General features: G+C 68.4%; 10 protein-coding genes and 1 tRNA gene. 5 read left to right on the forward strand and 6 right to left on the reverse strand.

Features of this window, described 5'->3' with window-relative positions; translation table 11 throughout:
* The first annotated feature begins 68 nt into the window (after positions 1-68).
* The 3 genes from ACGFNU_RS04450 (at position 69) to ACGFNU_RS04460 (ending at position 5,029) form a co-directional block, all read left to right on the forward strand.
* Positions 69-587, forward strand: coding sequence for a hypothetical protein (locus tag ACGFNU_RS04450; RefSeq protein WP_392590096.1), 519 nt, complete (start codon positions 69-71; stop codon positions 585-587).
* An 82-nt stretch (positions 588-669) separates the two neighbouring features.
* Positions 670-1,779: an amidohydrolase family protein gene (locus ACGFNU_RS04455; RefSeq protein WP_392590098.1), complete on the forward strand. Its 1,110-nt coding sequence runs from the start codon at positions 670-672 to the stop codon at positions 1,777-1,779.
* A gap of 1,174 nt (positions 1,780-2,953) precedes the next feature.
* Positions 2,954-5,029, forward strand: a complete 2,076-nt coding sequence (locus ACGFNU_RS04460) for an MMPL family transporter (protein WP_392590998.1) — start codon at positions 2,954-2,956, stop codon at positions 5,027-5,029.
* Between the two features lie 437 nt (positions 5,030-5,466).
* Here the strand turns inward: ACGFNU_RS04460 and ACGFNU_RS04465 are convergent, their stop codons facing one another.
* From ACGFNU_RS04465 to ACGFNU_RS04480, 4 genes are all read right to left on the reverse strand, one after another.
* Positions 5,467-6,897, reverse strand: coding sequence for an ATP-binding protein (locus tag ACGFNU_RS04465; protein WP_392590100.1), 1,431 nt, complete (start codon positions 6,895-6,897; stop codon positions 5,467-5,469).
* Positions 6,894-7,586 (reverse strand): response regulator transcription factor, encoded by a 693-nt coding sequence (locus ACGFNU_RS04470; protein ID WP_392590102.1) that lies wholly within the window; start codon positions 7,584-7,586, stop codon positions 6,894-6,896. Before ACGFNU_RS04470 ends, ACGFNU_RS04465 begins: the two co-directional genes overlap by 4 nt.
* A 653-nt stretch (positions 7,587-8,239) precedes the next feature.
* Positions 8,240-8,313 (reverse strand) — tRNA-Pro (locus ACGFNU_RS04475).
* 85 nt (positions 8,314-8,398) lie between these two features.
* A complete protein-coding gene (locus ACGFNU_RS04480) occupies positions 8,399-9,298 on the reverse strand; it encodes a metallophosphoesterase (RefSeq protein WP_392590104.1) in 900 nt (299 codons plus the stop codon).
* A 117-nt stretch (positions 9,299-9,415) separates the two neighbouring features.
* Between ACGFNU_RS04480 and ACGFNU_RS04485 the strand changes: the two genes are divergently transcribed.
* A complete protein-coding gene (locus tag ACGFNU_RS04485) occupies positions 9,416-9,871 on the forward strand; it encodes a GatB/YqeY domain-containing protein (RefSeq protein WP_392590106.1) in 456 nt (151 codons plus the stop codon).
* A gap of 90 nt (positions 9,872-9,961) precedes the next feature.
* Here ACGFNU_RS04485 and ACGFNU_RS04490 read toward each other — a convergent pair whose 3' ends face one another.
* Positions 9,962-12,268 (reverse strand): penicillin-binding protein, encoded by a 2,307-nt coding sequence (locus tag ACGFNU_RS04490; RefSeq protein WP_392590108.1) that lies wholly within the window; start codon positions 12,266-12,268, stop codon positions 9,962-9,964.
* Positions 12,269-12,590: 322 nt separating this feature from the next.
* Here ACGFNU_RS04490 and ACGFNU_RS04495 point away from each other — a divergent pair, with 322 nt between their 5' ends.
* Positions 12,591-12,902 (forward strand): WhiB family transcriptional regulator, encoded by a 312-nt coding sequence (locus ACGFNU_RS04495; RefSeq protein WP_151559446.1) that lies wholly within the window; start codon positions 12,591-12,593, stop codon positions 12,900-12,902.
* 899 nt (positions 12,903-13,801) lie between these two features.
* Here the strand turns inward: ACGFNU_RS04495 and ACGFNU_RS04500 are convergent.
* Positions 13,802-14,944: an ArsA family ATPase gene (locus tag ACGFNU_RS04500; RefSeq protein WP_392590110.1), complete on the reverse strand. Its 1,143-nt coding sequence runs from the start codon at positions 14,942-14,944 to the stop codon at positions 13,802-13,804.
* Between the last annotated feature and the right edge of the window lies 1 nt (position 14,945).

Consider the following 14,945-nt stretch of genomic DNA (forward strand, 5'->3'; position numbering starts at 1 on the left):
CGTCTCAGGTTCGCTCGGTATCAAGTAGGCATCCAGATAAGCGAGGTAACCCGTGTAGGAGGCTGGTGATGGCGGTCGACGCAGCGCTGTCAGGGAAAGCGCCGTCCGGGCGGTTGAGGTCCGGGGCGGCCACCACGGCGCTGGCGACGGCGTTCCCTGTCGCCGCGTGCGGGTCGCACGCCGACAACTGTGCGGGGCCCGCCGCGGTCGGCCCGCACAGCGCGCACGCGGGCGGGTCGTCAACTCCCTCACAGGCGCTGCGCGCCGGCGAGCGGTTCCTCGACCTGAGGATGGCCGGAGCTTACACACCCGCGCCGCCGGAGGGCGGCGGCTCGGACGAGTACCGGCGCCAGATGATCGATCCGGGCCTGACCAAGACGGCGTTCCTGATCGGGACCCAATTCGCACCGGAGAACGTTGCCATCGCGCACCACGCCGTCGTGTACGCGGTGCCGCCGGGCGACGCTGCCGCGGTGCGCGAGCAGGACGCGAAGACCCCTGGTCTCGGCTGGGAGTGTTTTGGCGGGACCGGCGCCGAGGTCGAAGAGGGGACGCGGCGTGGGTGGACACATGGGCGCGCCTGGTAGCGACGAAGGGTCGATCTGAAACATCTTGCAGACCGATGCCGCACGGATACCGCACCACACAAACACCTGAGGAGAGACTGACATGAAGTCCATGGGGCGCCGCAGCTTTCTCACCGGCACGGCACTTGGCATTGGTGCCGGCTTGTCTGTGCCTGCCATTGTCTCGGCAGCGAAAGATGACGAGACTTCGGCCAAGTCTTCGGACATTTCACTGCGAGACAAGGACCTGCGCTTCATCGGCACGGAAGAGACCTTTTCCACCCGTGAGTTGATGGTGCTGAACGACAGGCTGTTCCTCGAGGATACTGGTCTTGCCGAGCTCGGCCCGCGCCGCATCGGTGCAATGGACGAGGCGGGGCTCAACGTTCAAATCCTCTCCGCACATACGCCAGGTGTGCAGAATGTCCGAGGTAAGAAGGGCATCGATTTTGCGCGTCGTCTCAACAAGCTGCTCGTCGATGGACCGATGGCCACCTATCCGGGGCGGTTTAAGGCATTTGCAACCTTGCCGCTGCAGAATCCGGAGGCCTCGGCAGACGAACTGGAACGCACAGTTCGGGAAGACGGCTTCCTGGGAGCTTTGACCAATGGAATCATCGGGAAGAAATTCCTCGACCATCCGGACTTTGAGCCTCTGCTGGCGCGCGCCGAAGCTCTTGGTAAGCCGATATACATCCATCCGGGCCTGCCGCCCGACGAGGTTTTCCAAATCTACTACAGCAATATGCGGCCGGAATATCAGAAGGAGTTCCAGGACCAGGTTCTCGGCATCTCTGCATATGGGTGGCACCAGGAAGTCGTGACTCAGTGCGTCCGAATGATCACCTCAGGGGTATTCGACAGGCATCCCAGGCTCCAGATTATCATCGGCCATATGGGAGAGGGTCTTCCGTTCTTCTACAAGCGCATCTTGGAGAAGATGAGCGAAGTGACCAAGAAAAGCCTGGACAAGCCGTTCGAGCAGTATTTCCATGACAATTTCTGGTTCACCACCAGCGCATTCCCTCAGACTGAACTGCTCGATCTCCTGCTGAAGTACTTCAGCGTGGATCGAGTGATGTTCGCAACCGACTACCCGTTTGCGAATATGAAAGTTCAAACCGACTGGTTCCGGGGAGTCGATTTGCCACGCGACGCCAAGGAAAAAATTGCGTTCCGAAATGCGGAAAAGCTGTTCGGAATGAAAGTCTGACACGCCCCGACGGGTAGAATGATGCCCGTGAAGTGACGGACCGGTGTCGGCAGAAGTGGAGAATGCTTTGGCTGTAAAAGCCGACGCCGCCCAGCCGTCCCCAACTGGCCCCACACCCTCCGCGCGGTCCGCTCCTGGCTGACCCCGCCACCGCGCTCACATGCTGGTGGAACAACCGGTCCACCAAGCCCCCGCCCCCTGAACTACAACACCTCCTCAACCACATCACCGCAGGCCACGGCCTCTACCTCTACACCCCACCTTGATCTAACGGACCACCGCTAGATCCCCGCCCGGTTTGCAGGTCCGGCAGCGAACTCGACGGCGCGCTGGAAGGTGCTGTGTCTGGCATTGCGTAACCGCGCTTCCCGTTGGTGCGGCCCTTGCTGTACCTGTTTTCGACCGGCCCGCCCGGCTTCGCCGGGGGCCAGGCCAGCGCCGCCTACGGCGGCGCTGGCGCCGGGCATGCGGCCGCTGGCCGGTCCTGACGCGGCGGCCTTCGGGCGCGGCCTTTCCTCGGTGCCGCAGACGCGCTGACATGGATTCATGTCAAGCTGCTGATGGTCGGCGAATACCCCGAGTGCCATCTGGCACCGGGGTACACCCCCAGCCGGACCACCCGTCTTTCCTTCCACGGGCGATGGGTGGCCCGGCCTCATGGGCGAGGATTCAAGAGCCCTTGCGCCGCCCCGGCGGCATCAACCCCTCGCCGTCGGTGCTGCCGTTTACGGAGCATTCCGACGCTGCGGAGCCCTCGAACTGTGCGATGGCCGCCACGACTGGTGCACCCAGCCCGGACGACTCCCACTCGCGCAGCTCGGTTAAGTCCGGGTGCTGCGATGTCCAAGCATCTGCGCGGCACACGCCAGGTTCGAATGCGGTGCACTCATCCCGGCCCGACGGCTGTGTCGCCTGGGCCTTGCCTACCGAGCAGGACCTCGACGCCTACCGGGCAGGACCTCGACTCCACCACGCTGTTGCGTGCGCTGGGCACCTGGTTCGGCCAACCGGCCTGAGCACCGCATTAACGGTCGTCTCAGGTTCGCTCGGTAGCAAATAGGCATCCAGATCAGCGATGTAACACGTATGTAGGAGGCCAGTGATGGCAGTCAACGCAGCGCCGCCCGGGAAAGTGCCGGCCGGTCGGTTGGCCGGTCGGTGGGTGCCGTGGTTGGTGATCGGCTTGTGGCTGGTGCTGGCGGCGGGCATGGTGCCGCTGAGCGGAAAGTTGAGCTCGGTCACCACAGACAGCGCCGTGGACACCCTGCCGGCCAGTGCCGAGTCCACCAAGGTGGCGGTGCTGGACGACAGTCTCCCCGGCGGTGACAGCAACACGTTCGTCTTCGTGTACCACCGCGCCGACGGCATGACCAACGCCGACCGCGCGACGGTCAAGCGCCACTACAACACCCTTGCCAAGCAGTACCCGCCGAAGGCGGCGGAGGCCGGCGAGGACGACGAGGGCTCACCGACGAGCCCCTCCGCCGACGGCAAGGCGATGATGTTCACCCTCGAGGTGAGCACGACCTACGGCGCACCGGAGGACATCGTCGGCCCGTTGCGTGACGCCGCGAAGGACCGCCCCGCCGGCCTGGAACTCGACGTGACCGGCCCGGGCGCGATCGACGGCGACATGGAGGCCGTCTTCGACGGCATCGACGTGCAGGTCCTCCTCACCACCATCGTCGTCGTCACGCTCCTGCTCATCGTCACCTACCGCAGCCCGGTGTTGTGGATCATCCCGCTGGTGGCCGTTGGCGCGGCCGCACTGACCGCGATGGCGACCGTCTACCTGCTCGTCAAGGGCTTCGGCATCGTGGTCAACGATCAGAACTCGGCGCTGCTGACGATCCTGGTCTTCGGCGTCGGCACGGACTACGCGCTGTTGCTCATCGCTCGATATCGGGAGGCACTGCACCACCACGAGAACGTCCGGGTCGCGATGGTCCACGCGCTACGCGGCGCGGCGCCGGCCATTGTCGCGTCCGCGGCCACCGTGGTCGCCGGCCTGCTCTGCCTGCTCGTCGCGGACCTGAACAGCACCAGCGGGCTGGGCCCGATCGGCGCGGCCGGCATCCTGTGCGCGCTGGTGGCCATGCTGACGCTGTTCCCGGCGGTGCTCGTGGTGCTCGGCAGGCGGATCTTCTGGCCGGCCATCCCGCGGTTCAGCACGGCCGTGCAGGAGAAGCCGGGGCTGTGGGGACGGCTCGGCACCGCCATCAACCGCCGCCGGTGGGTGGCGGCGCTCAGCTCGCTCGGAGTCCTCGGCGTGCTCGCGATCGGGCTGGCGGGCAACACCGGCGCCCTGCGTGAGCAGGACCAGTTCCTGTCCGCGCCGGAGTCGGTCACCGGCTTCACCGTTCTCCGCCAGCACTTCCCGGAGCTCGGCGGCCAGCCGATGACGATCTTCACGCGGCCAGCGCACCAGAAGCAGGTGCTCGACATCGCCAAGGGCACTCGCGGTGTGGCCATGGCCATCCCGGAGCAGACCATCGGTGGCTGGGCCAACATCTCCGTGTTCCCGAAGGACGCGCCGGACACCGTCGCGGAGTACGACACGATCAAGCGGGTGCGCACCGCCGTGCACGCGGTGAACGGGGCGGAGGCGATCGTCGGCGGGCCGAGCGCGGAGAACCTCGACACCGAGGTCACCACCAGCCGCGACGAGAAGCTGGTGATCCCGCTGGTGCTCATCGTCGTCCTGATCATCCTCGGGCTACTGCTCCGAGCGATCGTGGCCCCGCTGGTCCTGATGGCCACCGTGATCGTCTCATTCGCCGCAGCCTACGGCGGCAGCGTGTTCGTCTTCGACACGATCCTCGGGTTCAAGGGCATCGACTACTCGGTGCCGCTACTGGCATTCCTGTTCCTGGTGGCGCTCGGCGTCGACTACAACATCTTCCTGGCCAGCCGGGCACGGGAGGAGACCGTGCGTCTGGGCACCAGAGAGGGCATGCTCAAAGCCCTTTCCGCCACTGGAGGCGTCATCACCTCGGCAGGCCTGGTCCTGGCGGCCACGTTCGCGGTCCTCGCCTCACTTCCGCTGGTGATGCTGATCGAGGTCGGGTTCCTGGTCGCCTTCGGGGTGCTGCTCGACGCCCTGCTGGTGCGGTCGGTCCTGGTGCCCGCCCTCACCCTGCTGATCGGCCCGCGGATCTGGTGGCCGAGCCGGCTGTCCCGTCCAGCGGCGGAGCTGCCGGACGGTCGACAGTCGCTCGCCGACGACGAGGAGCCCGCGCTGCAACGGTGAGCGCGGCGGCACGGACGAGATCCGGGACGGGCATCCAGGCCCGTCCCGGATCTTTTTCATGGGCCCGACGGTCGCCGCCCTTTAGTCCTGCGCCACGCGCCGGGGCCGGGGGCGGCGCATCGCGGTGTCTTGCCCGGTGGTGGGCCGCGGTGCGGCCGGGGCTGGGGTCGGCGCACCGTGTCCTGCCCCGACGGTGGGCCGCGCGGGGCCATGCCCGAGGGCTGCCGTCCCTTGTCCTGCGCCGCCCACCCCCGGGGCGGGGCGGCGCATCGCGGTGTCCTACCCGGCGGTGAGCCGCTTGTCCTGCGCGGTGCGGCCGGGGCTGGGGTCGGCGCACCGTGTCCTGCCCCGACGGTAGGCCGCGCGGGACCATGCCCAAGGGCCGCCGTCCCTTGTCTTGCGCCGCGTCCCCAGATGGGTCAGCGCACTGCGGTGTCCTACTCGGCGGTGAGCCGTGCGATCGGGGCGGGCGGGGCCGCGGCCGGAAGATCGACCCGAAGCAGTGCGCCACCGCGTGCGGAGCGGGCGACGGAGGCCCGGCCACCGTGAGCGTCGACGACCCGCTGCACGATCGACAGTCCCAGACCGGATCCCGGCAACGCCCGGGCGCTGTCGGCACGGTAGAACCGGTCGAACACCCGCGGTACGTCGGCGGCGTCGATGCCCGGCCCGGCGTCGTCGACCTCGAGCACCGCCGACGCGCCCTCGGCACGGAGCCGGACCTGGACCGGCTGGCCCGCGGGGGACCACTTGCCGGCGTTGTCGATGAGGTTGAGCACCGCCCGCTGGAGCGCGGCGGGACGCCCGCTCACCCACACGGAGGTCACGTCGAGCGCGACCTCGATGTCGGGCACGCGGGAACGCCCCCGGGTCGCGGCGGCCACCACCACGTCGGCGAGGTCGAGCAGCTCGGTGCTCTCGTCGCTGACGTCACCGCGCGCCAGGTCGGTCAGCTCGGCGGCAAGGGTGCTCAACTCGGCCACCTGGGCGCCGAGATCGTTGAGCAGCCGGGTCCGGCTCTCCGCTGGCAGTGCGCTGTCCAGGGTGCCGCGCCGATCGAGCCGGATCAGCAGCTCGACGTTGAGGCGCAGGCTGGTGAGCGGGGTCTTGAGCTCGTGGGCGGCGTCCTCGGCGAGCAGCCGCTGGGCCCGCCGGGAGTCCCGGAGCGCGGCGAGCATCTCGTTGATCGACTGGATCAGCCGCCGGATCTCCCCACCGCCCTCATCAGGGATGTCGGCGTCGAGATCCCGGGTCTGCGCGACACGTACCGCGGCGGCGGTCAGCCGGTCGATCGGTGCCAGCCCGGTCCGCGCCACGGCCCGCCCGACAAGGGCGGCGCCGACCACGCAGAGCAGCCCGATCAGCAGCATGCCCACCCCGAACTCGGTGATCGAGTTGTCGTCGTCGGCGACGCGGGCAACCTGGACCGCGCCGTCGCCCGCCCGCAGCGTGGAGATGAAGTAGCCGCCGCTGTCGTTCCACTCCATCAGATCGGCCGACGCGCCCTGCGCCACGCGCCCGGCGCGCTCGCTGACCGGGGGCAGCGCGGGTTGGCCGGCCGGCGTCCGGGTCGAGCCGTCGGGCAGGATGACCCGCACCAGCTGACTGGATCCGGGATACGGCGGTAGCTGGACCCGCGCCAGACCGGCGCGCTCCGCGTTCGTCGCCAGGACGCGGGAGTCGGCGCGTAGCTGATCCTCGGCGGTGTCCTGCAGTTCCCAGTTCAGTAGCTCGATGCCCACCTGCAAGGTCACGAACACGCTGACCGTGATGGCCGTCGCCGCGATCACCGTCAGCCTGGTCCGCAGGGACCGCCGGCGCCACCATCGGGTCAGCCGGCGCGGTTGCCGGCCGGCGGGCCTGCTCACGGAGGAGTCTCCCGCAACGTGTATCCCAGGCCGCGCAGCGTGAAGATCAATCGCGGCTCACCCTCGGCTTCCATCTTGCGGCGCAGGTAGCTGACGTATACCTGGAGGTTGTTGGCGGTGGCGCTCATGTCGAAGCCCCAGATCGCCTCGAACAGCGCGTCCCGGGTCAAGACCCGGGTCGCGTTGCTTACCAAGACCTCCAGGAGAGAGAACTCGGTCCGGGTCAGGCGCAGCGGCCGCCCGCCCCGCCACGCCTCGAACCTGTCGGGATCGATCCGGACGTCGGCGAACGACAGGATCTGCGACTCCTCGTCGGGCGGCGTGCGCCGGCGCAGCAGGGCCCGTACCCGGGCCAGCAACTCCTCGGTGGCGAACGGCTTGGGCAGGTAGTCGTCGGCGCCCGCGTCCAGCCCCGCGACCCGGTCGGATACCTGGTCACGGGCGGTCAGCATCAGCACCGGCAGATCCCGGCCCGCGGCCCGCAACCGCCGGCAGGTCTCCAACCCGCCGAGGCGGGGCATCGTCACGTCGAGGATCAGCAGATCCAGCGTGTCACCGCCGGCCCCATCGAGCCCTTCGAGCACGGCAAGACCGTTGGCGACGGTGCTGGTGTCGTAACCCTCGACCTGGAGCACCCGCTCCAGCGACTCACGGATGGCCCTCTCATCATCCGCGATCATGATCCGCACGCAGGCCCGCCCCCTTCCAGTCGATGCTTTTTCCGCTCATTGTCCCCGATCAACCTGAGACCAGGATTAGAGGGCGTTCCGTCCTTTGACAGCGACCACGCCAAGCCGCAACCCGTCAGACAGTCCAGAGCCTTGCGCGCTGCTAGCCGCACCCGCAACGCAGCTGCAGCGGCAGCCGTCCTGGCTGCCGCGGACTTCCCGACTCATTCAGATCAATCCCCTGCACGCGGGTGCCGGCCGCGCTGCCGGCCACGACGACCATCGAGACCGCCGCGCGCCCTGGGCTTGGGTCGCACTCGCGCCTACGAGCTCGCCAAGCTCGGACGCTTCCCTTGCAAGGTGATCCGCATCGGCGTGAGCTACCGCGTCATCACCGCCGACCTCCACCGCCTGCTGGAGGTCTGATCAGGTAGTGCCGAAGAGGGGCGGGTTCCACTCCGGAGCCCGCTCCTCTTCTAGAGACAGTGCCGTTCCGGGCGGGTGGTCACGTTTGAACGACCGCTGCGGAGCCCGAGGGAGAGTAAGGGTTCTGCGCCTTTGAGGGCACGGACGGTGCCGGGAGGTGACGTTCAATCCCAGGGACGAATCACGGACAAACGATCAAAGACCGGTTCCTGATCTTCAGGAACCGGCCTCTGAACTGGCGTTTTCTGTCGGGGTGGCGGGATTTGAACCCACGACCTCTTCGTCCCGAACGAAGCGCGCTGCCAAGCTGCGCTACACCCCGGTTGGTGGCTGCCCGGGAGTCGTACGTGCCTCCCGGCGCCTCGACTACTTTAGCGGATGCTTGGGGGTGCTGCGTCCCCATTATCTCAGGGGCGGGGGACGAGGGTGAGCAGGGATGCCTCCGGGGGGCAGCAGAAGCGCATCGGGGCCTTGGGGGACGTGCCCAGGCCCGCGGAGACGTGGAGCCAGGAGCCGCGGTGCTGGTGCAGGCCCTTCACCCGGGGACGGTCGATGCCGCAGTTGGTCGCCAGGGCGCCGTAGAAGGGCACGCATACCTGGCCGCCGTGGGTGTGGCCCGCGAGGAGCAGGTCGTAGCCGTCGGCGGCGAAACGGTCCATGTTGCGGGGCTCGGGGGAGTGCATGACGCCCAGGTGGACGTCCGCGCGCGGGTCGACGGGGCCGGCGATCTTGTCGTAGCGGTCGCGGTTGATGTGGGAGTCGTCGATGCCCCCGAATTCGACGTCGAGGCTTCCTACTTTGAGGCGGCCGATCCGGTTGTTGAGGTCCAGCCAGCCCGCGGCCTGCAGGGAGGAGCCCAATTCGCGGTACGGCAGGTCGGGTTCGCGGCGGCGCTTCTTGTAGTCGGACTGAGACGTGCGCCACACGTAGCGGGTGGGGTTCTTGAAGATCGGCGAGTAGAGGTCGTTGGAGCCGTAGACGAAGGCGCCGGGGCGGTCGAGGAGGGGGCCCAGTGCGCCCAGGAATGGGCCGATGGCGTCCGGATGCGAGATCGAGTCACCGGTGTTGATCACCAGGTCGGGCTCCAGCGCGTCCAGGGAGCGCACCCAGTGGATCAGGCGGCGCCGGCCCGGTGTGAGGTGCGCGTCGGAGACGTGCAGGATCTTGATGGAGGGCCGTCCGGGCGGCAGCACCGGGACCTCGAAGCGGCGCAGGCGGAACCAGTTCCGTTCGATGACCGAGGCGTAGCCGAACGTGGCGGCGCCGATGCCCACCAGAGCCAGTGGCGCGGCGTAGAGCTTTCGCACGGTTCTCCCTCCAAATGACGCGTCCATCGTCGCAGACATGGGCGTTCCGCAGAACTCCGGACGCGCCCACACGTAATCCTGGTGAGGCTGGAGCCGCCATGCGGGCATGATGTGACCATGAGTGCCCTGAAGGAGAAGCTGGAGTCCGACCTCACGGTCGCGATGAAGGCCCGTGACGAGCTGCGTACCCGTACGCTGCGCATGGCCCTGACCGCGGTGAAGAACGAGGAGGTCGCGGGCAAGCAGCCGCGTGAGCTGTCCGACGATGACGTCGTGAAGGTGCTCAACCGCGAGGCCAAGAAGCGCCGCGAGGCCGCCACGGCGTTCGCCGACGCCGGCCGCGACGAGCAGGCCCAGGCGGAACGGGACGAGAACGCGGTCCTGGAGGACTACCTGCCGGCGCAGCTGTCCGATGAGGAGCTGAAGGCCCTCGTCACCGACGCGATCGCCGAGACCGGGGCCGAGGGCCCGCGCGCCATGGGCCAGGTCATGAAGGTCGTCAACCCCAAGGTCGCGAGCCGCGCCGAAGGTGGCCGAGTTGCCGCCGAGGTCAAGCGCCAACTCCTCGGCTGAGCGGTCCTAAAGGCGAAGGCTCCCTTACCCGGTGGGGTACGGGAGCCTTCGTTTCGTTCGGAGAAGGGTTAGAAGCGCCAGGCCAAAGGGCTAGAACGGCCAGGGCAAGTTGCCTCGGTCTGGGCCTTCACCCCGGCCCGGGCCTTCGCCGCGGCCAGGGCCGCCGCCCTTGCGGCCGCTGCTCATGAAGAGCATGACAGTGGTGCCGGGGGCGACCTCGGCGTTGGCGCCGGGCGAGGTGTTGACCACCTTGCCCTTGGGCAGATCCGACGGGACGGGCTGGGGTGCCACCTTGCCCTGGAGGTCAGCGCCCCTGAGGGCGGCCATTGCGGCACCGACCGACATGCCGCGAACGTCCGGAACGCTGCTGGTGTCGCCGAAGTCCTCGGTCGACTGGGCGAAGCCGGGAGCGGGCTTGCCCGCGAGAGCGTTCTGCATGCTCTGCCGCCAGATCGACAGCGGCTGGTCGGCGCCGAAGACGTTCACCGGGTAGCGGACCGGGCCCCGCGGGTCCCAGTAGGCGACGGCCGCGGCCAGGTTGGGGGTGTGCCCGGCGAAGACCGCGCAGGTGTGGGCCTCACAGGTGCCGGTCTTGCCGGCGGCGGGACGGCCGATGCCGCCGCCCCTGGCGGTGCCCCTGGTCAGGACGCCCGTCATGATGTCGTTCACCTTGTCGGCCACGGGCTGGTCGACGACCTGGCGGCAGTCCGCCTTGGGGGTCTTGACCTTCTTGCCCTCGCCGTCGATGACCTCGGTGACCGAGACGGGGGCGCAGTACTTGCCGCGCGCCGCGATGCCCGCGTAGGCGGCGGAGAGGTGCACCATGTCGATCTCGTTCGTGCCGAGCACCTGCGAGGGGACCTCCAGGAACGGCCGGCCGTCGGCGCGCCTCATGCCGAACTTCTGCGCCATCTTGACCGACTCGCAGAGGCCGACGCGCTTCTCGAGCTGCGCGTAGAAGGTGTTGACCGAGTGCCAGGTGCCGGTCTTGAGGTTGTACGCGCCCTTTTCGGCGGGGTCGGAGTTGCGCGGGCTGAAGACGCCGGTGCCGCCGCCCTTGCAGTCGGTCAGCCCGGTGACGGTCGTCTGCGCGCCCGCCGCGATCGAGGTGTTGATCGGGATGCCCTGGTCGAGCGCCGCGATCAGGGTGAAGATCTTGAACGTCGAGCCGGCGGACACGCCGCCACCACCGCCGTGAGCCGCGTCGGCGGGCAGGTTGAGGGTCGTCCGGCCCTTCTTGCTGCCGTACCGCTTGCTGAGGCCGATGGCGCGGACGTAGCCGGTGCCCGGCTCGACCATCGACTCGGCGCCGACCCGGTGGCCGCCGGGAGCGACGTAGTTGCGCAGGGCCCGGTCGACCGCGCGCTGGGCCTTCATGTCGAGGGTGGTGCGGACCGTGTAGCCGCCACGGTTGAGCTTGTTGACGACGTCCTGCTTCTGCTTCTCCTTGAGGGACCAGTACTTGCCGTCCGACAGGATGTTGAGCAGGTCGAACTTCACGTACTCGCAGAAGTACGGGGCGTCGCTGGTCTCGCAACCGCCGACGGGGTCGGTCCGGTTGAGCTTGATCGGCTTGGCGGCGGCCGCGTCCGCCTGGGCCTTCGTGATGTGCCCGAGCTCCGCCATGCGGTAGAGGACGATGTCGCGCCGCTTGCGGGCGTCCTTGCCGTTGCGGATCGGGTCGAACGCGGCGGGGTTCTGGGTGACACCGGCCAGCAGGGCGGCCTGGTCGAGGTTGAGCTGGGCGGCGGACTTGCTGAAGTACCGCCGGGCCGCGGCCTCGATGCCGTACGCGCCGGCGCCGAAGTAGGCGATGTTGAGGTAGCCCTGCAGGATCTCGTCCTTGGACATCTTCTGCTCAAGGTCGAGGGCGAAGCGCAACTCGCGGAGCTTGCGTCCGACCGTGGGCGCCGTCACCTCTTTGTACTCGGCGTCGGTCTTGGCGTTGTCGACGAGGAGGTTCTTGACGTACTGCTGCGTAAGGGTCGAACCGCCCTGGGTCTGGTCGGACTCGACGTTCTTGGCCAGCGCGCGGATCGTGCCCTTCAGGTCCAGCGCGCCGTGCTCGTAGAACCGCGAGTCCTCGATGTCGACGATCGCCTTCTTCATGATGGGGGCGACCTGGTCGAGACGGATCGGTTCGCGGTACTTGTCGAAGAACGTGGCGAACTGCTTGCCGCTCGCGTCGAACACCTTCGTCTGGGCCGACGGCTTCGACGTCTTGAGCTCGCTGTCCATTTCCTGGAAGTTGGTCGCCGCGTCACGCGCGGTCAAACCCGCGCTGCCGACTCCCGGCAGCACGATGAAGGCGACCAGGACTCCCGCGACGACACCAGCCACCAGCAGCCGGAACAGCGTGGAGAAGGCGGCGACTCGTCCCTTATTCGCATCATGCACGGGGACTAGGGTACGCGCGACTACCAGTGCCCACCCCACGCGCACCACCTGCCGAACCGTAGATCGTCGGCTGACCGCCTCGCGTGCCGGGTCTGTCGTGATGTCAACCGGCACGGTGGGCGACGCGTCGACTAGAGGTAACTAGTCCGTTCCGGCGGTATGGCCCTGGTGGGCTATATCGAGAATGGGCCCATCGGGGGCTGTTGAATCGTCCCTCGCTTCCGTAAGTTCTTCCCCACGGCTTTCGTTTGGCGGCCTGACGTCCGCGCCCGTCTGGCCATGGAGCGCAAATCGACACAGACCCTAGGGGAGTGGGGCCAAGATGTGGATCACGGATTGGACCGCCCGCGCCGCCTGCCGTAACGCGGATCCAGATGCCCTGTTCGTGCAGGGAGCGGCGCAGAACCGAGCCAAGCTCATCTGCCGCGGCTGCCCGGTGCGCACGGAGTGCCTCGCTGACGCTCTCGACAACCGGATCGAATTCGGTGTCTGGGGTGGGATGACCGAGCGTGAGCGGCGAGCCTTGCTGCGGCGGCGTCCGGACGTGGAATCGTGGCGCGAGCTGCTGGAGACCGCCAAGGAGGAGTACGAGCGTTCGGTCGATGTCGACGAGAGTGAGCTCGTCGCCAGCTGATCGCCTCCAGGCGGAGCCGGGCTGCCCGTTCCCCGAGATCGGATTAGCCCGTTCCAGCACGGTCCAGAGACCGTCACAGGTCTTAGTTGTAGTAGTTGTAGGCCCGTACCTCGGTCAGGTGCGGGCCTACACGCTTTCTTTTCGGCCCGCCCCAGCCCGCCTCCGGTGCCCGCCGAAACCCCCAATGACCGCATCCGGCCGCCACCTCACGGTTTACCCCAAGGTCCCCGTTCCGGGACAACCTCGGGCAAACACCAACAATCCGGTCCAAATACGGTCTCTCTAGCCCCCAGGCACTACTCGAAGAGGGCCCAGGCCGCCCCACGCCGCTTCACCGAGCCCGCGCCGAGAGGCCCTCCGCACACCTGCGTCGTCCCACGACCCCATCCCGCCCAGCCGGCCTGCGCCGCAGGGCTCGCCACGCGCTGCGGGGCTGCGGGCGCACCTGTGCCCTGCGAGGCGTGCCGTGTGCTCTCGTTTCGCGCTTGCGCCGCGCGCTGCGCCGCTCAGCGAGCCCGTGCTGCAAAGCCCTCCGCGCCCGTGTCGTCCCGCGGCGCCGTGCCGCCCCAGCGAGCCCATCCCACATGGCCCGCCACGCGCCCGCGCGGGCCGCGCCGCCTTAGCGAGCCTGTGCCACGCGTGGCATGAGCACTTGTGGCCCGCGAGGCGTACTAGGTGCGTGCGCCGTGCTGCGAAGATGGCCCCGCGCTGTGAGGATGCGCCGCCCTGCGAGCATGCGCTTTGCGCGCCTGTGCCGCGTCCGCCGATCGGGCGGCGGGCTGTGCCGTAGTTGCGGGACTGGCCTGCAAGCCTGCACTGCGTGGGCTGATGGGTGATGCGAGGTTGCGTTTCCCTGCAACGCTGCGACGTCCTGCTGGGCTGCGGGGGGGATCTGCGGGTTAGGCGGCTGGGCGGGTTAGGTCGTTGCCTACGCGGCGGAGGCCGTCTAGGTCGTGGACGTCTTCGGCTTGGGCCGGGACGGCGGTGACCGGGACCGTGGGGTGGGTGGAGGCGAAGTGCTCGCGCAGGCGTTCTTCGCGGGCGGCCAGTTGCATGCGATCGGTGTGCATGCGCAGGAGGGCGGCGGTGAGGTGGTGGTCGCCGCGTTCCTCCAGGTTCTCGGTGGCGGCCTGGCTGCGGGCGGCGGACAGGCTGTCGGCAGCCGACTCGTGGACGCGGTTGACGACCAGGCCCGCGAGCGGCATGCGCTCCTCGGCGAGACGTTCGACGAAGTAGGACGCCTCGCGGAGGGCGTCGGGCTCGGGGGCCGCGACGACCAGGAAGGCCGTGCCAGGGGTCTGGAGGAGCTTGAACGTCTTCTCGGCGCGCTCGCGGAAGCCGCCGAACATCGTGTCGAACGCGGCGACGAAGGTCTGCACGTCACGGAGCAGTTGGACGCCGAGCACCTTGTTGATCACGCCGGTGAACATGCCGAAACCGGCGCTGATCACCTTGACGCCGAAGCGGCCGCCGGTCTTGGCCGGGGCGGCGAGGATCTTCATGAAGCGGCCGTCGAGGAAGCGGCCCATGCGTTCGGGAGCGTCCAGGAAGTCCAGCGCGTTCCGGGACGGCGGGGTGTCGACGATGATCAGGTCCCAGGCGCCCGAACGGTGCAGCTGGCCGAGCTTCTCCATCGCCATGTACTCCTGCGTGCCCGACAGGGACGAGGACAGCGACTGGTAGAACGGGTTGGCCAGGATCGTCTTCGCCCGGTCGGGGTCGGAATGCGCCTCAACGATCTCGTCGAAGGTGCGCTTCATGTCGAGCATCATGGCGTGCAGCTCGCCGTCGCCCTCGATCTCGATCTTGCGCGGGCTGTTGTCGAGCTCGGACAGGCCCATCGACTGGGCGAGACGGCGCGCCGGGTCGACGGTCAGCACCACGACGTCACGTCCGCGCTCGGCGGCTCGGACGCCCAGCGCCGCGGCGGTCGTGGTCTTGCCCACGCCACCGGATCCGCAGCACACGATGATCTTCGTGCGGGGGTCGTCGAGCAGGGCGTCCACGTTGAGCGACGGCGGGGTCTTGTCGGTCGGGCTCATC

Origin of the sequence: Spirillospora sp. NPDC048911 (assembly GCF_043198015.1) — a bacterium.
GTDB lineage: Bacteria > Actinomycetota > Actinomycetes > Streptosporangiales > Streptosporangiaceae > Spirillospora.